The 18931-nt window shown below is 68.7% G+C and carries 13 protein-coding genes and 2 tRNA genes; 3 read left to right on the top strand and 12 right to left on the bottom strand.

Annotated elements, in window-relative coordinates; all coding sequences use genetic code 11:
- Window positions 1-211: 211 nt before the first annotated feature.
- Window positions 212-284 (bottom strand) — tRNA-Ala (locus ABT063_RS12915).
- 183 nt (window positions 285-467) lie between these two features.
- Between ABT063_RS12915 and ABT063_RS12910 the strand changes: the two genes are divergently transcribed.
- The gene (locus ABT063_RS12910) at window positions 468-1016 is read left to right on the top strand and encodes a helix-turn-helix domain-containing protein (protein ID WP_095755966.1); all 549 of its coding nucleotides are present in this window, start codon (window positions 468-470) and stop codon (window positions 1014-1016) included.
- 200 nt (window positions 1017-1216) lie between these two features.
- Window positions 1217-3007 (top strand): serine/threonine-protein kinase, encoded by a 1791-nt coding sequence (locus tag ABT063_RS12905; RefSeq protein WP_351057294.1) that lies wholly within the window; start codon window positions 1217-1219, stop codon window positions 3005-3007.
- A gap of 141 nt (window positions 3008-3148) precedes the next feature.
- On the opposite strand, the gene ABT063_RS12900 is transcribed toward ABT063_RS12905, so the two are convergent.
- Both ABT063_RS12900 and ABT063_RS12895 read right to left on the bottom strand, forming a co-directional pair.
- Window positions 3149-4420: a hypothetical protein gene (locus tag ABT063_RS12900; protein ID WP_351057293.1), complete on the bottom strand. Its 1272-nt coding sequence runs from the start codon at window positions 4418-4420 to the stop codon at window positions 3149-3151.
- A 267-nt stretch (window positions 4421-4687) separates the two neighbouring features.
- Window positions 4688-4816, bottom strand: a complete 129-nt coding sequence (locus ABT063_RS12895) for a DLW-39 family protein (RefSeq protein WP_003999697.1) — start codon at window positions 4814-4816, stop codon at window positions 4688-4690.
- Window positions 4817-5153: 337 nt separating this feature from the next.
- On the opposite strand from ABT063_RS12895, the gene ABT063_RS12890 reads away from it, so the two are divergent.
- A complete protein-coding gene (locus tag ABT063_RS12890; protein ID WP_351057292.1) occupies window positions 5154-5510 on the top strand; it encodes a DUF6344 domain-containing protein in 357 nt (118 codons plus the stop codon).
- A gap of 248 nt (window positions 5511-5758) precedes the next feature.
- Here ABT063_RS12890 and ABT063_RS12885 read toward each other — a convergent pair.
- The 9 genes from ABT063_RS12885 to dnaA form a co-directional block, all read right to left on the bottom strand.
- A tRNA-Ile gene (locus ABT063_RS12885) sits at window positions 5759-5835 on the bottom strand.
- A 112-nt stretch (window positions 5836-5947) separates the two neighbouring features.
- Window positions 5948-6745 (bottom strand): DUF3566 domain-containing protein, encoded by a 798-nt coding sequence (locus ABT063_RS12880; RefSeq protein WP_351057291.1) that lies wholly within the window; start codon window positions 6743-6745, stop codon window positions 5948-5950.
- Window positions 6746-6763: 18 nt separating this feature from the next.
- Window positions 6764-9358, bottom strand: coding sequence for a DNA gyrase subunit A (gene gyrA, locus ABT063_RS12875; RefSeq protein WP_351057290.1), 2595 nt, complete (start codon window positions 9356-9358; stop codon window positions 6764-6766).
- Between the two features lie 42 nt (window positions 9359-9400).
- Complete coding sequence (gyrB, locus tag ABT063_RS12870) at window positions 9401-11485, bottom strand: DNA topoisomerase (ATP-hydrolyzing) subunit B (protein ID WP_351057289.1); 2085 nt, start codon at window positions 11483-11485, stop codon at window positions 9401-9403.
- A 352-nt stretch (window positions 11486-11837) separates the two neighbouring features.
- The gene (locus tag ABT063_RS12865) at window positions 11838-12380 is read right to left on the bottom strand and encodes a DciA family protein (protein WP_351057288.1); all 543 of its coding nucleotides are present in this window, start codon (window positions 12378-12380) and stop codon (window positions 11838-11840) included.
- Entirely contained in the window at window positions 12377-13498 is a 1122-nt protein-coding gene (recF, locus tag ABT063_RS12860) for a DNA replication/repair protein RecF (protein ID WP_351057287.1), read from the bottom strand. Before recF ends, ABT063_RS12865 begins: the two co-directional genes overlap by 4 nt.
- A 71-nt stretch (window positions 13499-13569) precedes the next feature.
- Window positions 13570-14445 carry a phosphogluconate dehydrogenase (NAD(+)-dependent, decarboxylating) gene (gene gnd, locus ABT063_RS12855; protein ID WP_351057286.1) on the bottom strand — a complete coding sequence of 292 codons (876 nt, stop codon included), beginning with the start codon at window positions 14443-14445 and terminating at the stop codon, window positions 13570-13572.
- A 170-nt stretch (window positions 14446-14615) separates the two neighbouring features.
- Window positions 14616-15746: a DNA polymerase III subunit beta gene (gene dnaN / locus ABT063_RS12850; RefSeq protein ID WP_095755977.1), complete on the bottom strand. Its 1131-nt coding sequence runs from the start codon at window positions 15744-15746 to the stop codon at window positions 14616-14618.
- A gap of 859 nt (window positions 15747-16605) precedes the next feature.
- Window positions 16606-18576, bottom strand: coding sequence for a chromosomal replication initiator protein DnaA (gene dnaA / locus ABT063_RS12845; RefSeq protein WP_351057285.1), 1971 nt, complete (start codon window positions 18574-18576; stop codon window positions 16606-16608).
- Between the last annotated feature and the right edge of the window lie 355 nt (window positions 18577-18931).

Raw genomic sequence — 18931 nt, 5'->3', positions numbered from 1 at the left:
CCCCGCCGTCTTGTGTGGTCCCCCCTCGGTCCCGCGCTCGCGCCGGGGGGTGGGGGGGCGCCGGCCGGGGGGGGGGGGGGGGGGGGGGCGGGGCCGCCCCCCCCCCCCCCCCCCCACGGCTGTTTCACGTGAAACGCGGGCGCACCGTACCGCCGCACCCGCGAAGAAGCCCCCTGAGCTGCGTTTCCGCAGCTCAGGGGGCTTCTACCGGTGGAGCCTAGGGGAGTCGAACCCCTGACATCTGCCATGCAAAGACAGCGCTCTACCAACTGAGCTAAGGCCCCGGAAGATGGGCGTTCGCCCGGAAGATTCGCGTACCGGGAGGCGCCGCAGACCAGAGTACCGGGTCACCCCCGGGATCTCGCAAAAAGATTGGGGGTCCCCGTGGACGACCACTCTCCGTAAGATGCTCGGCGTGGTTCGCTACAGCGAACCACAGCATTTTGGGGAAGCGATGGGGAGACGCAATGGACGCCGCACAGCAGGAAGCCACCGCAAGAGCGCGGGAACTGCAGCGGAATTGGTACGGGGAGCCGTTGGGGGCGCTCTTCCGTAAGCTCATCGACGATCTTGGCCTCAACCAGGCTCGTCTCGCGGGGGTACTGGGACTGTCCGCGCCGATGCTGTCGCAGCTGATGAGCGGTCAGCGGGCGAAGATCGGAAATCCCGCCGTGGTCCAGCGGGTGCAACTGCTCCAGGACTTGGCGGGCCAGGTCGCGGACGGCAGCGTCAGCGCTGCCGAGGCGACCGAGCGCATGGAGGAGATCAAGAAGTCGCAGGGGGGCTCGGTGCTCAGCAACACCACACAGACGACCAGCAGTTCGGGAGCGCCCACGGTCAAACGGGTGGTGCGCGAGATCCAGTCGCTACTGCGCTCGGTGGCGGCCGCGGGCGACATCATCGATGCGGCGGACACTCTCGCCCCGAGCCATCCGGAACTGGCAGAGTTCCTCCGGGTGTACGGCGCCGGCCGCACCTCCGACGCGGTCGCGCACTACCAGTCCCACCAGAGCTGAGCCCGGCGGCCCGGTCGCCGAAGGGGGTTCGGCAGCCGGGCCGACGGCCGAGGAGGCGCGGGGGGCGAGGCGGTCGCGCCGCTCGCCGGGACGGACACGCGGGGGCGTGTCCGCTCACCGATGGGGGCGCGAGAGGGGTCGTATCGCTCATCGAGGGGGAAGCAAGGGGGTAACCGAAGGGGGAGGAGCGACAGACAGCCATGGGTGAGGTCTTCGCCGGCCGGTACGAACTGGCCGACCCGATCGGTCGCGGAGGTGTCGGCGCCGTCTGGCGCGCATGGGACCACCGCCGCCACCGCTATGTGGCCGCCAAGGTGCTGCAGCAGAGCGACGCGCACTCGCTGTTGCGCTTCGTCCGCGAACAGGCACTGCGGATCGACCACCCCCATGTGCTCGCGCCCGCCAGCTGGGCCGCCGACGACGACAAGGTCCTGTTCACCATGGACCTGGTCGCCGGCGGTTCGCTGGTCCATCTGGTCGGGGACTACGGCCCGCTGCCACCGGCCTTCGTCTGCACCCTGATCGACCAGCTCCTGGCCGGGCTCGCCGCCGTGCACGCGGAAGGCGTGGTGCACCGCGACATCAAGCCCGCCAACGTGCTGCTGGAAGCCACCGGCACGGGACGGCCTCGGCTGCGGCTGTCCGACTTCGGCATCGCGATGCGGCTGGGCGAACCGCGTCTGACCGAGACCAACCTCGTGGTGGGAACGCCCGGCTATCTCGCGCCCGAGCAGATGCTGGGCTCGGAACCGGACTTCCCGGCGGACCTGTTCGCCGTCGGCCTGGTCGCCCTGTATCTGCTGGAGGGCGCCAAGCCGGACGCCAAGGCGCTCATACAGTACTTCGCGACGCACGGCACCCCGAGCGCGCCCCAGGGCATCCCCGAGCCACTGTGGCAGGTCGTGGCCTCCTTGCTGCAGCCCGACCCTCAGGCCCGTTTCCGCACGGCCACGGGGGCGCGCAAGGCGCTCGCCTCGGCCGTCGAACTCCTGCCGGAGCCCGGACCCGATGACGAGCTGATCGAAATCTTCGACCAACTCGGCCCGCTGCCATCAGGGTTCGGGCCTGAAGGGCCACTGAAACGGGCGTCCGGAGTGGTGACGGAGACAGGGACGAAGACGGATACGGGGTCGGGGCCGAGACCGGGGTCTGGGACTGGCACCGGGACTTGGACCGGCACCGGCACCGGGAGTGGAACTGGGGCTGGAGCTGGGGCCGTTGGTGCGCGGTCGGAGGTGGAAGCCTCCCGGCACAGGGCCGGCGCCTCCATGACCCCGCAGCCCGGCACGGACTCGCCGGCCACCGGCACCGGCTCGGGGGCAGGTGTCGGGCCCGTCGGTCCACGCCAGGGCACCGGATCGGTGCAGCCCATCACCATGTCGGACACCGGCAGCTTCCATCTGCCGCCCCCGCAGGCCACCGTCTCCTCGCCTCAGACCCCCGCCCCACAGAGACATCACGAACAGCCCGAGGCGCAGGGGCAACCACGGCAACCACCGGCACAACCACACGCACAGCCAACGCAAGCACAATCGCAGCCGCAGCCGCAGCCGCAGGCCCAATCCGACCAGGGCGCCCGACACGCCCCCGCTCACGCCTCCCCCTACGACTCCACGCACGTCCTGTCCTCCCCCCGACCTCCCGGCCCGCAGTACTCGGCTCAGGCTCCGCGGGCGCCACTCCACCAGCGCGGCCATCGCGCTGAAGCCTCTACTGCTTCGTACACCGCTCAGGACCCGCAGGTTCCACACTCCGCACAGGCGATTCCGCAAGCATCTCCACAAGCAGTTCCACAGGCGATGCCGCAAGCGATCCCCCCGGCGGTCCCACAGGCAGTCCCCCAAGCGGTCTCCCAGGCCGGTTCCCAACCGCGCCACCGCGCCGCACGGCCGGCACGGAGCTCCGGTCCGCCCGCCAAGGTGGCGATCCCGCTCCTGCTGCTCGCGCTGGCCTGCTACGCCGTGGGTTTCTGGGCGCTGACCCGCATCTGACCGCCCCGGCCACACGCCAAGCCGTCATAAGACCGCACAGAGAACCGCACACAGAACCGTGCGCCCCGGCGGCTCACGGCACTCACACGACCCGGCCGCTCGCCCACTGGTTCGGACGCCCACCCGCTCGGGCGCCCGACCTCAGGCCTTGGCCCGCCGCCGTCCCAAAACCGTCCACGCTCCGAGCACCACCAGCAGCACGGTCCCCGCGCCGATTCCGCCCGCGGCGATCACCTTCATCGAGTCGTCACCGCCGCCCCCCGCGGCCGTCCCGCTCCCTGCCGCGGCTGTCCCGCCCTCCTCCGCCGCTTCCCGTTCCTGCGCCGTGACCTGGAAGACGTCCCGCGGCTTGGCCTGACCCGCGTATCCCGGGCCGGACTGCGCCGCGCCCTCCACCCGCACGCGCAGCGTCAGTCCGAACGGTCCGTCGCCGAACTCGTCGGCCATCCGCTCCGCCAGATGCACGACGAGGTAGTAGGAGCCGGCGAACCGCATGCCGCTGACCTTGTCGGACACGGCATGGCGATTGCGGTACGCGACCGGCGGCAGCGGTGAAAGGGCAGCCGACCTCTGGCTGCCGTCGTAAGCGATGCCCGCGTCGTCGACGTAGCCGCGCACGGGGTTGTAGAGGGACATCACCAGGGCGCTGGGGACGAAGCCGTCGCCGCTGCTCGAGCTGCCCAGGTCCGCGGTGGCGTAGAGCTGGCGGCCCCAGTCCACGGGCACCTCGTAGAAAAGCGTCTCGCCGGGCCGGATGTCGGAGCGCCAGACGCCTTGCCCGACGGACGCCGCCGTGTCGAAGCCCGCGCCGCCCGGGCGGCTCTCGGGTTCGCCGGTGAGGGGCTCGGGCGAGGCGGAGTTCCAGACCTCGGGCGCGCTCGTCGCGCCGCTCTCCTTCGTTGGCGGCTCCGACACGGGAGCCAGTTCCAGGTCCCAGGCGTCCGCCGGGGAGTCTGCCCTCCGGACGCGCTCGACGACTACGAAGTACGGGCCGGAGCCCTGGCACAGGGCTCCGCCGGGCGACGCCTCGCGCACTCCGAGCGCCGTGATGGGACGGGGACTGCGGCCCGAGCCGATGCTGGTGGTGTCCCGGGAGCAGAAGCGGCTGTTGGCGTCCTGGACCGAGACCCTGATGCCGTCGGTGGCGGAGACGTTCGTACCGGCGCGCGGGACGGCCGTGGCGGAGACGTACACGGTCGAGGCGGCGTCGAGTTCGAGGCGGTAGTAGAGCTTGCCCTCGGCGGGGAGGGAGCTGCGGTACGTCGCGCCGGGCTCCAGGCGTTCGGCGTCCGTGGTACTCGTGGCGCCCGTGACCGACCGGGCGTTCACGGCGAAGGCGTAGGAGTTCGGTGTGTCGGCCGCCCTCGCCGGCGGGCCGGCCAGGATCGCCGCCGTACACAGGGACAGGACCATCCCCCCGGCGGCTACGCGCGCGTGCGCCGACGGACGACCGCGTCGTGCCCACGTGCGCCACCCCGCCGTACGCCGCCCCATCACGTGCCACCCCTCATCGCCGGACCGTGGGACCGTGGCCCATCCTGCCCCGCCGGAGCGCGCGCCATCCGCTCAATCCGTACGAGCGTCCGAAACACCCGGTTCCGGACGCCCCGGCGCGGGACCCGCAACACAAAACCCCGACCGCGAGGCGGCCGGGGTCTGTTCAAATTCCGATGTCGGGACTCACGAACCCGTGGGCACGGAGTCAGTCGCCTCCGTCCACAGATCCTGCTCGGCGCGATCCGCCTGGATCTGGCGGTACACGAGGAGCCCGCCGATGGCGGCCAGTGCGACCAGGAGAAGCTTCTTCACCGCGCTACCTCGTCTTTCCTTGACGTAGGGGACCTCTGGCGCCCGACTATACACACCGACCGAGACCGATCGGTGACCTGAGTCGGGCCCCAACTCCCGTCCGGAACGCCCCAGTAGAAGTGGACGACAGCGCTCCGATCAGAGGGTGATCACATATCTACGCACGGTTACTTTGATCATCTTTCTCCCACATCTCACCATTTTCACCTCTCTTGCACCCATCCGAGTGGTGTTGATCTGAAGAGAGACGCGCCACGGGCGTCGGTCCACCACTTCGCGGCACTCATATACATCATGAGGAAAGTACGCAAATCGCCCGACCCGAAAGTGAGGGGCCATGGCCCAGAACAAGGTCATGAAGCTGTGGACCGCCATCGTCACCGCCTTCCTCGCGCTGTGCACGGCGCTCGGACTCATCACGACGACCGCCGCCGCGGCCGTACCGCAGACCGAGCCGACGCGCAACAGCAAGGCACAGGAGACGGCACCGCCGCCGGCCCCCTGGGCGTACACCAGGGCCCTGCCCCCCACGATGAAACAGCGCATCCGCGCCGAGGCCCACGGCAAGACCCCGACCTGCCGCCACCGCATCCTCGCGGACGCCAACGCGGCCGCCCCGGCCGGCGAGCCCTGCGCCGACCCCTACACGGCACCGGTCGAGCCCGCCATTCCCCTGCTGCGCCTTCTGAGCTGACAGCGCCCCGCACGGCACCTCACGTGCCATCTCTCACATCTACGACGTAGCGGCGAACTTGCGTACAGCGCCACATACGAAGACAACGAAGACGACGAAGGCCCCCCAACCGCAATCGGTTGGGGGGCCTTCGCGCCGGTGGGTCACCACCGATGGGCATCGGCGACTGGCATCAACCGTCGTCAACCGTCGATGCCACCCGTTGACGTCAAAGGCCCCCAGCCATGATCGGCTGGGGGCCTTTTCGCTGGTGGGGCTAACAGGATTTGAACCTGTGGCCTCATCCTTATCAGGGATGCGCTCTAACCAACTGAGCTATAGCCCCGCCGCGCTCTGCGGTGTGTGTCCCGCGCGCTGACTCCTGAAGATTAGCGCACGACGTGGGCAGTCCCAAAATCGGTTGTCAGGGGCCCCTCAGAAGGCGCGGAGAAGCGTGTTCACTCGTCCTCGGCGAGCGTCAGCTCGATGCCGCCGACGAAGCCGGCGGAGAGGTTGTAGATGAACGCGCCGAGGGTCGCGAGGGCGGTCGCGAGGACGACGTCGATGACCGCGATGATCGTCGTGAACATCAGGACGTTCGGAAGCGACAGGAACGACTGGAGGTCGAAGCCGTTCGACTCGTTCGAGCCGGTCGCCTCCGAGATCGTGCCGCCGACCGTCGAGAAGACGCCCATCGCGTCCATGACCATCCACAGCACGGCGGCCGCCACGATCGTGCAGATGCCCAGCGCGATGGAGAGCAGGAAGCTGACCTTCATCACCGACCACGGGTCGGCCTTCGCCACGCGCAGCCGGGCCTTGCGGGTACGGGGCGTGGTGCGCGCGCCGGTGCGGGGCCTGCGTACGGCACCCGCGGAGGCGGGCTGCGCCGGGTAGGCCTGCGGCGGGTGGTAGGGCCCGGCGGGCTGCTGCGGCTGCCGTTCCCCCGGAAGCGGGGAACCGGCCTCGGGCGGCGCCGGCTGCGGCTGGGCGCCCGGAGTGGCCGGGGCCGTGGTCCGGCGCGCGCCGGGGGCGGGCCGCTCGGCCTGCGGACCTCGGGTGTCCGTCACAGTTCCCCCCTGGGATCCATGCGTGTCGGGCGAGTGCGACTCGGTCGCGCCTGGCTTGATCGCCTGCAGGTTGGTCGTGTGCGAGTCTGTCGGTTTCGCGGCGGAGCCACGGCCGCCGCCGTCCGTTTCCTTACCGGCAGAGGTACCGGTCGACCCGACCGAACCGGCGCCCGTGGCTCCGCTCACGATGACTCTCTCCTCGTGCTACTCGGCCGAGGGCACCTCACCCTCGTCCGTACCGGTGGTCGGGGCATCTTCGGCGGTCTCGTCGACGGCGATGTCGCCGTCGACCTCCTCCGCCTCGCGCCCCGCCTCGGCGTTACGTGCGATGCCGACCACGGCATCGCGCTTGCCCAGGTTGATCAGTTGGACGCCCATGGTGTCACGGCCCGTCTCCCTGATCTCGTTGACTCGCGTACGAATCACACCGCCGGACAGCGTGATGGCGAGGATCTCGTCGGTCTCCTCGACCACCAGCGCACCGACGAGCGATCCGCGGTCCTCAACGATCTTGGCGGCCTTGATACCGAGGCCGCCGCGTCCTTGAACGCGGTACTCGTCGACGGCGGTCCGCTTCGCGTACCCACCGTCCGTAGCAGTGAACACGAACGTACCGGGTCGAACAACATTCATCGAGAGGAGCTCGTCGCTCTCGCGGAAGCTCATGCCCTTGACACCCGAGGTCGCACGGCCCATGGGCCGCAGGGCTTCGTCAGTGGCGGTGAACCTGATCGACTGCGCCTTCTTGCTGATCAGAAGCAGATCATCATCGGACGAGACGAGTTCGGCTCCGATCAGTTCATCGTCGGAACCGTCCGGCGTTTCACGGAGATTGATCGCGATGACGCCGCCGGAACGCGGCGAATCGTAATCCTTCAGAGGCGTCTTCTTCACCAGACCACCCTTGGTGGCCAGCACCAGGTACGGCACCGCCTCGTAGTCGCGGATCGCGAGGATCTCGGCGATCGCCTCGTCCGGCTGGAACGCCAGCAGGTTCGCGACGTGCTGTCCACGCGCGTCACGTCCGGCGTCGGGCAGCTCGTACGCCTTCGCCCGGTAGACACGGCCCTTGTTGGTGAAGAACAGCAGCCAGTGGTGCGTGGTCGACACGAAGAAGTGGTCGACGATGTCGTCTTCCTTCAGCTTCGCGCCGCGTACGCCCTTGCCGCCGCGCTTCTGCGCCCGGTAGTCGTCCGTCTTGGTGCGCTTGACATAGCCGCCGCGCGTGACGGTGACGACGATGTCCTCCTCGGCGATCAGGTCCTCGATGGACATGTCGCCGTCGTAGGGCACCAGCATGGTCTTGCGGTCGTCGCCGTACTTCTCGACGATCGCGGCCAGTTCCTCGCTGACGATGCCGCGCTGGCGGACGGGCGAGGCGAGGATCTCGTTGTACTCGGTGATCTTCGCCTGGAGTTCGTCGTGCTCCTGGACGATCTTCTGCCGCTCCAGGGCGGCCAGGCGCCGCAGCTGCATCTCGAGGATCGCGTTGGCCTGGATCTCGTCGATCTCCAGGAGGCCCATCAGGCCCGTGCGCGCGATGTCGACGGTGTCGCTGCGCCGAATCAGCGCGATGACCTCGTCGATGGCGTCCAGGGCCTTCAGCAGACCGCGCAGGATGTGCGCGCGCTCCTCGGCCTTGCGCAGGCGGAAGCGCGTACGGCGGACGATGACCTCGATCTGATGCGTCACCCAGTGGCGGATGAACGCGTCCAGGGAGAGGGTGCGCGGCACGCCGTCGACCAGCGCCAGCATGTTCGCGCCGAAGTTCGTCTGCAGGTCGGTGTGCTTGTAGAGGTTGTTCAGTACGACCTTGGCGACCGCGTCCCTCTTCAGGACGATGACCAGACGCTGGCCGGTACGGGACGACGTCTCGTCACGGACGTCCGCGATGCCGCCGATCTTGCCGTCCTTCACCAGATCGGCGATCTTCTGCGCGAGGTTGTCCGGGTTGACCTGGTAGGGCAGCTCCGTGACCACCAGGCACTGGCGGTTCTGGATCTCCTCGACCTCGACGACCGCGCGCATGGTGATGGAGCCGCGGCCCGTGCGATAGGCCTCCTCGATGCCCTTACGGCCCACCACAAGGGCGCCCGTCGGGAAGTCGGGGCCCTTGATGCGCTCGATCAGGGCGTCCAGGAGCTCCTCGTGGGAGGCCTCCGGGTTCTCCAGGTACCACTGGGCGCCGGCCGCGACCTCACGCAGGTTGTGCGGCGGGATGTTGGTCGCCATACCGACCGCGATACCTGCCGAGCCGTTGATCAGCAGGTTCGGGAAGCGGGCCGGCAGGACGGTCGGCTCCTGGGAGCGGCCGTCGTAGTTGTCCGTGAAGTCGACGGTCTCCTCGTCGATGTCACGGACCATCTCCATCGACAGCGGCGCCATCTTGCACTCGGTGTAGCGCATGGCCGCCGCCGGGTCGTTGCCCGGAGAGCCGAAGTTGCCGTTCGAGTCGACCAGCGGCATCCGCATCGACCACGACTGCGCGAGGCGGACCAGCGCGTCGTAGATCGAGGAGTCGCCGTGCGGGTGGTAGTTGCCCATGACGTCGCCGACGACACGGGCACACTTGTAGAAGCCGCGCTCGGGGCGGTAGCCGCCGTCGTACATGGCGTACAGGACGCGGCGGTGGACGGGCTTGAGCCCGTCCCGCACGTCCGGCAGCGCACGCGAGACGATGACGGACATCGCGTAGTCGAGGTACGAGCGCTGCATCTCCGTCTCGAGCCCGACGGGCTCGACACGCTGGGCGATAACGCCGCCTTCTTCAGGCGTGAACGGGGTGTTCTCGTCGGTCATTGCTGGTGAAGATCCTTCCTGGTGCGGTCAGCTGAGACCGACTCAGATGTCGAGGAAGCGGACGTCCTTGGCGTTGCGCTGGATGAACTGGCGGCGCGCCTCGACGTCCTCGCCCATGAGGACCGAGAACAGGTCGTCGGCCTGGGCGGCGTCATCGAGGGTGACCTGGCCGAGCACCCGGTGCTCCTGGTCCATCGTCGTGATACGCAGCTCCTCGGCGTTCATCTCGCCGAGACCCTTGAAGCGCTGGATGGAGTCCTCCCGGATCCGCTTGCCGCGCTGGCGGCCCAGCTCGATCAGCGCGTCGCGCTCGCGGTCGGAGTACGCGTACTCGGCCTCCTCCCGGCCCCACTTGATCTTGTACAGCGGGGGACGGGAGAGGAACACGTGCCCGGCCTCGACCAGCGGCCGCATGAAGCGGAACAGGAAGGTCAGCAGCAGGGTGTTGATGTGCTGACCGTCGACGTCGGCGTCCGCCATCAGGATGATCTTGTGATAGCGCAGCCTGGCGATGTCGAAGTCCTCGTGGACTCCGGTACCGAAGGCGGAGATCAGCGCCTGGATCTCCTGGTTCTGCAGGATCTTGTCGATCCGCGCCTTCTCCACGTTGAGGATCTTGCCGCGGATCGGGAGGATCGCCTGGTACTCCGGGTTGCGGCCGGACTTGGCCGAGCCGCCGGCGGAGTCACCCTCGACGATGAAGATCTCGCACTTGATGGGGTCGTTCGACTGGCAGTCGGAGAGCTTGCCCGGCAGGGACGCGGTCTCCAGCAGGCCCTTACGGCGCGTCAGGTCCCGGGCCTTGCGGGCCGCCACGCGCGCGGTGGCCGCCTGGATGCCCTTGCGGACGATGTCCGCCGCCTCGACCGGGTTGCGGTCCAGCCAGTCGTTGAGGTGCTCGTAGACGGCCTTCTGGACGAAGGTCTTCGCCTCCGTATTGCCCAGCTTGGTCTTCGTCTGGCCCTCGAACTGCGGCTCGCTGAGCTTCACCGAGATGATCGCGGTCAGACCCTCGCGGATGTCGTCACCCGTGAGGTTGTCGTCCTTCTCACGCAGCAGCTTCTTGTCGCGCGCGTACTTGTTGATCAGGTTGGTCAGCGCAGCGCGGAAGCCCTCTTCGTGCGTACCGCCCTCGTGCGTGTGGATGATGTTGGCGAAGGAGTACACGCCCTCGCTGTAACCGCTGTTCCACTGCATCGCGACTTCGAGGGAGAGGCTCTTGTCCTTGTCCTCGGCCTCGAGGTCGATCACCGACGGGTGCACCGCCTCTCCCTTGCGGGAGTTGAGGTACTTCACGAAGTCGACGATGCCGCCCTCGTAGTGGTACGTGACCGTCTTGACCTCGGCGGTTTCGTCCGCGCCCGCCTCGTCCGCCCCGGAGGTGGCCTTCGCCGACTCGCGCTCGTCAGTGAGTTTGATCGTCAAACCCTTGTTGAGGAACGCCATCTCCTGGAAGCGCCGCGAGAGCGTCTCGAAGGAGTAGTCCGTGGTCTCGAAGATGTCACCGTCGGCCCAGAAGGTGACCGAGGTGCCGGTCTCCTCGGTGGCCTCGTGCTGGACGAGCGGCGCCGTGGGGACGCCCATCTTGTAGTCCTGCGTCCACCGGTGCCCGTCGGTCTTGACCTCGACGGCGACCTTCGAGGACAGCGCGTTCACGACGGAGACGCCCACGCCGTGCAGACCACCGGAGACCGCGTAGCCTCCGCCGCCGAACTTGCCGCCCGCGTGCAGCACGGTCAGCACGACCTCGAGGGCCGGCTTGTTCTCGGAGGCGACGATGCCCACCGGGATGCCACGGCCGTTGTCGACGACGCGTACACCGCCGTCGGCGAGGATCGTCACCTCGATGGTGTCCGCGTGGCCGGCCAGCGCCTCGTCGACGGAGTTGTCGACGACCTCGTACACGAGGTGGTGGAGTCCTCGCTCACCGGTCGAGCCGATGTACATACCGGGTCGCTTGCGGACCGCGTCCAGACCCTCGAGGACGGTGATGGCGCTGGCGTCGTACGAGGCCGTTACCTCGCCGTTGGAGGTTTCGGCCTCGCCGTTCGCGCCGGCGTCGATGGACGGGATGTTCTCGTTGGGGTTGCCGGAATCGGCCACGAAGCGCCCTTTCTGGCACAGCACGAGCCAGGCTCGTCGGCGGGTTGCCGGAGCGGCTGCGGCATGTTGCGTTGGTAAGCCTTGATCAGCGTTGCTCAGCTTTTCCCGGACGGTCCCCACGATGGGGGCGGGATTGGCTTCCAGTCTACCGGTAGCGCCGACAGTGATGGGGGTTTGCCGGTACCTGAGTCCGCATGTGGCGCCCTCAACCGGTCTCGGCCGGGTCCCCATATGCGGAGCGGGGCTCCAAGAGGCTCACGGAGGCACTCAGCGCTTCCGGCTGTCAACCCTTGGCTACTTGGGAGTCAGGTCAGGATTCGCAACCGCGCGCGGTTGCTCGACGGCGTCGCCGGAGCGTCCGCGACTGTGATGTACCTCACCCATAGGTGTCGCCGGGGCCCGTGCTTCCGGGGGCCCGCAGCGGCCCGTAGCGGCGGGCGGGGCCACCGGGGCCGTGCACCTTGATCATCTTCACCGCGCCGTGGCCCAGGTCCTCGTTGAGCCGTGCCACCAACTGCGGGGCGAGCAGGCGCAGATTCGTCGCCCAGGCCGTGGAATCGCAGCGCACGGCCAGGACCCGCTCGTCCTCGTCGTACTTCTCGGGGACGCAGTGCTTGGCCAGGTCCTCGCCGACGATCTCCGGCCAGCGGCCCATCACGCCGCCCACCGCCGCCGGGGCTTCCCAACCGCGCTCGGTGATGAGGCGGTTGATGGCGGCGCCCAGCGCCATGGGGTCGCGGCCGTCGGCACGCGCGCCGGAGCGCAGGCCCCCGCGGCGCGCCTGCTTCTTCTGCTGCGCCGCGTCCCCACGCGCGCGTGCCTGTTCCTTCGCCGCCCTGAGCGCCACGCGCGCGAGGTCGACGCCGGAGGGTTCGGCCTTCTGTCCGGGGACCCGGGGGGCGGGTTCGTCCGTGCTCACGCGCGCTCCACCGTCCCGTCCGACACCGTGAACCGCGTCCCGGTCAGTACATGCGGTACGTCGTCGTCGACCGCGGCCGTCACCAGGACCTGCTCTCCGGGCGCGACCAGCTCGGCCAGACGTTCGCGGCGACGGGTGTCCAGCTCGGCGAAGACGTCGTCGAGGACGAGCACCGGCTCGTTGCCCTCGGCTCTGAGCAGGTCGTACGACGCCAGGCGCAGCGCCAGCGCATAGGACCACGACTCGCCGTGGGATGCGTACCCCTTGGCGGGCAGCTGACCGAGTTTGAGAACCAGATCGTCTCGATGAGGCCCTACGAGGGTGACGCCCCGCTCGATCTCCTGCTTGCGGGCGTCGGCCAGCGCGGCCATGAGCTGCTCGTAGAGGTCCTCGCGGGTGTGTGCCTCGCCCGGCGCGGACGGCTTGTACTCCAGGGCGACCGGGCCGCCGCCGGGGGCCAGCTGTTCGTACGCCTTGTCGGCGAGCGGCTGAAGGGCTGCTACCAGGTCCAGACGCTGGGCGAGCAGTTCGCCGCCCACCCGCGCGAGGTGCTGGTCCCAGACGTCGAGCGTGGACAGGTCCATGGAGCGGCCGCCGTGCCGACGGGCCAGCGCGGCCGACTTCAGCAGGGTGTTGCGCTGCTTGAGGACCCGGTCGTAGTCGGAGCGGACGCCGGCCATGCGCGGGGAGCGGGCGGTGATCAGCTCGTCGAGGAAGCGGCGCCGCTCCCCGGGGTCGCCCTTGACCAGGGCGAGGTCCTCGGGGGCGAACAGGACAGTGCGCACGATGCCGAGCACATCACGCGGCCTGACCTGCGAGGACCTGTTGATCCGGGCGCGGTTCGCCTTGCCCGGGTTCAGCTCCAGCTCGACCAGCTGCTGCCGCTCGCCCTGCCGCACCTGCGCCCGGATGACCGCGCGGTCGGCGCCCATACGGACGAGGGGGGCGTCGGAGGAGACGCGGTGGCTGCCGAGGGTGGCCAGGTAGCCGATCGCCTCCACGAGGTTCGTCTTGCCCTGCCCGTTCGGGCCGACGAAGGCGGTCACGCCCGGGTCGAGCGGGACTTCGACCCGGGCGTACGAGCGGAAGTCGGCCAGCGACAGATGCGTGACGTGCATGGTCGTGCGCCGACCTCCCCCAGGTTGTGGACCGCCGGGCGGTCCTGTGGATTACTTCTTCTCGACCGGCATTACTTCTTCTCGACCGCGTGGCCGCCGAACTGGTTCCGCAGCGCCGCGATCATCTTCATCTGCGGAGAGTCCTCCTGGCGCGACGCGAACCGCGCGAAGAGGGAGGCCGTGATCGCGGGGAGCGGTACGGCGTTGTCGATGGCGGCTTCCACAGTCCAGCGTCCCTCGCCGGAGTCCTGTGCAAAACCCCTGAGCCTGTCCAGGTGCTCATCCTCGTCGAGGGCGTTGACCGCGAGGTCGAGCAGCCAGGAGCGGATGACGGTGCCCTCCTGCCAGGAGCGGAAGACCTCCCGGACGTCGGTCACGGAATCGACCTTCTCCAGGAGCTCCCAGCCCTCGGCGTAGGCCTGCATCATCGCGTACTCGATGCCGTTGTGGACCATCTTCGCGAAGTGGCCCGCGCCCACCTTGCCGGCGTGCACCGAACCGGCATCGCCCTCGGGCTTGAGGGCGTCGAAGATCGGCTGCACCTTGGCGACGTTCTCCGCGTCTCCGCCGTACATCAGCGCGTAGCCGTTCTCCAGGCCCCAGACGCCGCCGGAGACGCCGCAGTCGACGAAGCCGATGCCCTTGGCCGCCAGCTCCTCGGCGTGCTTCTCGTCGTCCGTCCAGCGCGAGTTCCCGCCGTCCACGACGACGTCACCGGGCTCCAGCAGCTCGGCGAGCTCGTCGACGGTCGACTGGGTCGCGGCACCGGCCGGCACCATCACCCATACGACGCGCGGGCCCTCGAGCTTGCCCACAAGCTCTTCGAGGCTGTGGACATCGGCGAGGTCCGGGTTGCGGTCGTATCCGACGACGGTGTGGCCTGCGCGGCGTATCCGCTCGCGCATGTTGCCGCCCATCTTGCCGAGGCCGACGAGACCGAGCTCCATCAGTTGTTCCTTAGGTTTTGCGACGTGACGTGACGGCACTCCCGTACGGGCATTCGTACCGCGGCACTTTCGTACCTGCGTCCGAGCCTAAACCCGGACGCTCGCGCACATCTGTGGGCATACGCGCTCATACGTATGCCCCGACCTGCGGGTTTCCTGAAGGGGGCCGCTCAGCCGCTCAGCCGCACCGGCATGATCAGGTACTTGTAGGCCTCGTCCGCCTCGGCGTCCACCGCCGGCTTGCCGCTGAGCAGCGCGGGCTTGGTCGACGTCGTGAAGGACAGCTGGGCCACCGGGGAGTCGATGGCGCTCAGGCCGTCCAACAGGAACGTCGGGTTGAAGGCGATCGAGACGTCGTCGCCCTCCAGCTGGGCGTCGACCCGCTCCACAGCCTGTGCGTCGTCGCTGGAACCTGCCTCCAGGATCAGCACGCCCTGCTCGAAGCTGAGCCGCACCGGGGTGTTGCGCTCGGCGACCAGGGCCACACGCTTGACGGCCTCCACGAAGGGGGCGGTCTCGATGACGGCCACGGAGTTGAACTCCGTCGGGAACAGCGAGCGGTACTTCGGGAGGTCGCCCTCCAGCAGACGCGTCGTCGTACGACGGCCAGCGCCCTCGAAACCGATCAGGCCCTCGCCCGACCCACCGCCGGACAGCGCCAGGATGACGCTGTCGCCGCTCGTGAGGGCCTTGGCAGTGTCCAGGAGCGTCTTGGCGGGCACCAGGGCCACCGCGGACGCCTCGGGGTTCTCCGGCTTCCACAGGAACTCTCGGACCGCGAAGCGGTAGCGGTCGGTGGACGCCAGCGTGACCGTGTCGCCCTCGATCTCGATGCGCACACCGGTGAGCACGGGCAGTGTGTCGTCGCGGCCCGCGGCGATCGCCACCTGGGCGGCCGCGGACGCGAAGACCTCGCCAGGGACCGTGCCCGTGGCGTTCGGCATCTGAGGCAGGGCCGGGTACTCCTCCACAGGCAGGGTGTGGAGTGTGAACCGCGAGGAGCCGCAGACCACCGTCGCCCGTACACCTTCTGTGGAAATCTCCACCGGGCGGTTGGGGAGGGCGCGGGAGATGTCGGCGAGCAGACGGCCGGAGACGAGAACCGTGCCCTCCTCCTCGACCTCGGCCTCGACGGACACACGCGCCGAGACCTCGTAGTCGAAGCTGGACAGGCTCAGCTGGCCGTCCTCGGCCTTCAGCAGGAGGCCGGCGAGGACAGGCGCCGGCGGACGGGCCGGGAGGCTGCGTGCCGCCCAGGCCACTGCCTCCGCGAGTACGTCGCGTTCCACCCGGATCTTCACTGTTGCCGCCTCCTGCTGTTGCCGGCGCTTCTCGGCCTGCCTGGCTTTGTCGTCTGACTCGGTGTCTTCAGCCCCAGTGAGGGGAAGGACACCGGGGAACAGTCTGACGCACCCCACTGACAGTAGGTGCCTCTCGGGGTCAAGTCGTGACGAGGGGCAGCCGGGAGCCGGACAGCGAGTTGTGCACAGGACCCCCTTCGAAACGGATTCCTCGCTCTCTCTAGTCGGGAGTAGTAGTAGGGCCTGTGGATACCGTGGATAACCCCGTTTACGCAGGTCAGCGGCAAGATTTTGTCCACTGGCCCTGTGGGCGGGAGCGGTGGACAACCGGGGCTCTCTGTGGAGAACGGAAAGTTCTGCACACCCCATGCACAGCCTGAGGGCACTTCTCCCCAGAGCCGTCCCCAGCTTTACCCGCCTTTCCCACAGCCCAACCCGGCACCTTCGTGTGACGCCTTTCACTCGACTCGGTGAGGAGGCGCGTCGCGTTGCCGAACAGTGGACAGCGATGTGGAGAAGCCGGGGATCACTGGGGACAACCGGCCTCAGCCTGTGGGTTGCCGGTGGACAACTCCATGCACAGGCTGTGGATCAGTTCTCTGTCCACAGCCTGTGGAGATCGTTCATCCACCAATCCACAAGTAGTTGACCTCGTCTGATGGCCTATCGACAGCGTCCTCTGTGGACACGATCTGGACAACTTCCCAGTCCCCAGGATGTGGACGGGAAAAAGTCGCCGGATCTGTGGAGAGAGGCCGTAACGCGGCAGGTATTCGAACAGCAGATGTCCGGGGAACAACGAAGGGCGCCCCGGGGGATCTCGCCCCGGGGCGCCCTCGGCGCCGTACGACTGTCTCTGTCAGCCGTTCTTGATGCGGTTGGTGAGCTCCGTGACCTGGTTGTAGATGGAGCGCCGCTCGGCCATCAGATTGCGGATCTTGCGGTCGGCGTGCATCACCGTCGTGTGGTCGCGGCCGCCGAACAGCGCGCCGATCTTCGGCAGCGAGAGGTCCGTCAGCTCGCGGCACAGGTACATGGCGATCTGCCGGGCGGTGACGAGCTGGCGGCCGCGCGAGCTGCCGCACAGATCCTCGACCGTGAGGCCGAAGTAGTCGGCGGTCGCGCTCATGATGGCCGTCGAGGTGATTTCCGGTGTGGAGTCCTCGCCGCCGGGGATCAGGTCCTTGAGGACGATCTCCGTCAGGCCCAGGTCCACCGGCTGCCGGTTGAGCGAGGCGAACGCCGTTACCCGGATCAGCGCGCCCTCCAGCTCACGGATGTTCCGTGAGATCCGCGAGGCGATGAACTCCAGTACCTCCGGCGGGGCGTTGAGCTGTTCCTGCACCGCCTTCTTGCGCAGGATCGCGATGCGCGTCTCCAGCTCGGGCGGCTGGACGTCGGTGATCAGTCCCCATTCGAAACGGTTCCGCAGTCGGTCCTCCAGCGTCACCAGCTGCTTGGGCGGCCGGTCGCTGGACAGCACGATCTGCTTGTTCGCGTTGTGGAGCGTGTTGAAGGTGTGGAAGAACTCCTCCTGCGTCGACTCCTTGTCCGCCAGGAACTGGATGTCGTCGACGAGCAGGATGTCCATCTCGCGGTACCGCTTGCGAAAGCTGTCGCCCTTGCCGTCGCGGATGGAGTTGATGAACTCGTTGGTGAACTCTTCCGAGCTGACATACCGCACGCGTGTGCCCGGGTAGAGGCTGCGCGCGTAGTGCCCGATCGCGTGCAGCAGGTGCGTCTTGCCGAGTCCGGACTCCCCGTAGATGAACAGGGGGTTGTACGCCTTCGCGGGCGCCTCGGCGACGGCGACCGCGGCCGCGTGCGCGAAGCGGTTCGATGCGCCGATGACGAATGTGTCGAAGAGGTACTTCGGATTCAGGCGCGCGGTCGGCTCACCCGGGCCGGTCGCCGGCGCGGGCTGCGCGGCCAGTGGGCCGGGAGCTCCGGTGGTGGGCAGGCGCGAACCGACGGGACCGCCGCGGTGGACGTGCCCGCCGCCGGACGGCGGCTCGGGCAGGTCACGGCGGGCGTCGCGCTGGTCGTAGTCGGGGCGGGACGAGTCACGGTCCGGTCGCGAGCCGTAGTCCGGTCGCTGGTCGTAGTCGGGGCGCTGTGTGTCGTACGACGGGCGCTCCATCGACTGCGGGCGGTAGTCCTGGGGCGGCGGCGCGTACGGCTCCTGTGCGTGTGAGCCGTACGACTCCTGCCCGTACGCGTCCTGCCCGTACGGCTCCTGCGACGGCGACGCGTACGGGTCGCGCTCCGGGAAGCCGAGCCGCTGCTGCTGCCAGCCGTACTCGTCCTGGGTCGGGCGCTGCCAGCCGCCGGGTTCGGGGCGTTGGTACTCGGAGGGGTATGCGGGGCGCGCGGTCGGGAGCTGGTCCGAGCGGGGCGCCGGGAGCTGGTCGCCCTGCGGCCCGGGGGGCTGTTCGGCGCGGCCGTGCCTGGAGTCGTCGGCGCGGTGGCGGCCGTATCCCTCGTACTGTCCGGAGGGGAGCTCAGGCTCCTCATAGCGCGGCTGGGGACGGGCCGGCGGGGCCGGGGGCTCGCCGGCGGAGTCGTCGACGGTGATCGCGATGCGGATCGGACGGCCGCACTCACGGCTCAGCGTCTCGCTGACGATCGGAGCCAGTCGGCCCTCCAGTACGCCCTTCGCGAATTCGTTCGGTACGGCGAGCAGGGCGGTGTCCGCGACCAGCGCGAGCGGCTGGCAGCGCCGGATCCAGTGCTCGTCCTTGGCCTCGACCCCCTGCCCGCGGCCCTCACCGAGAAGTTGCTCCAGTACTCGTGGCCACACTGCGGCAAGATCGGCAGGTACGTCAGCCACAGGGCACGCTCTCTCATGGGTCCCACGAACGTGTGGTTCGGGACGGGTCGGGATTCAAATGGGGCGGGGCAGGTACAAGGGAACGATTCGGAGTCCAGCCACGGTAGTCAGGGCGACGGCTGCGGTTCAAGTTGTTGTCCCCAGGCTGTGGATAGTGTCTCCCGGCGACCGCTGGTTTGACCGGATGGCGCAGCCGCGCGTACCGTAACCAGGTCGAGTTGTCGATGGCTGCTGCCGCCTGCCTCCGATGGGCACAGATCATTTGGATGATCGGTCAGCGGTGCACTCGGGCGTAACGCGAGCTACTCGTGGGCGCACGGTGACAGCCAAGACGGCACCCCGCAAACCCCGATTT

The sequence above is a fragment of the Streptomyces sp. NPDC002838 genome (assembly GCF_040295365.1).
Classification (GTDB): domain Bacteria; phylum Actinomycetota; class Actinomycetes; order Streptomycetales; family Streptomycetaceae; genus Streptomyces.
This window is presented reverse-complemented; position numbering and strand designations above follow the sequence as displayed.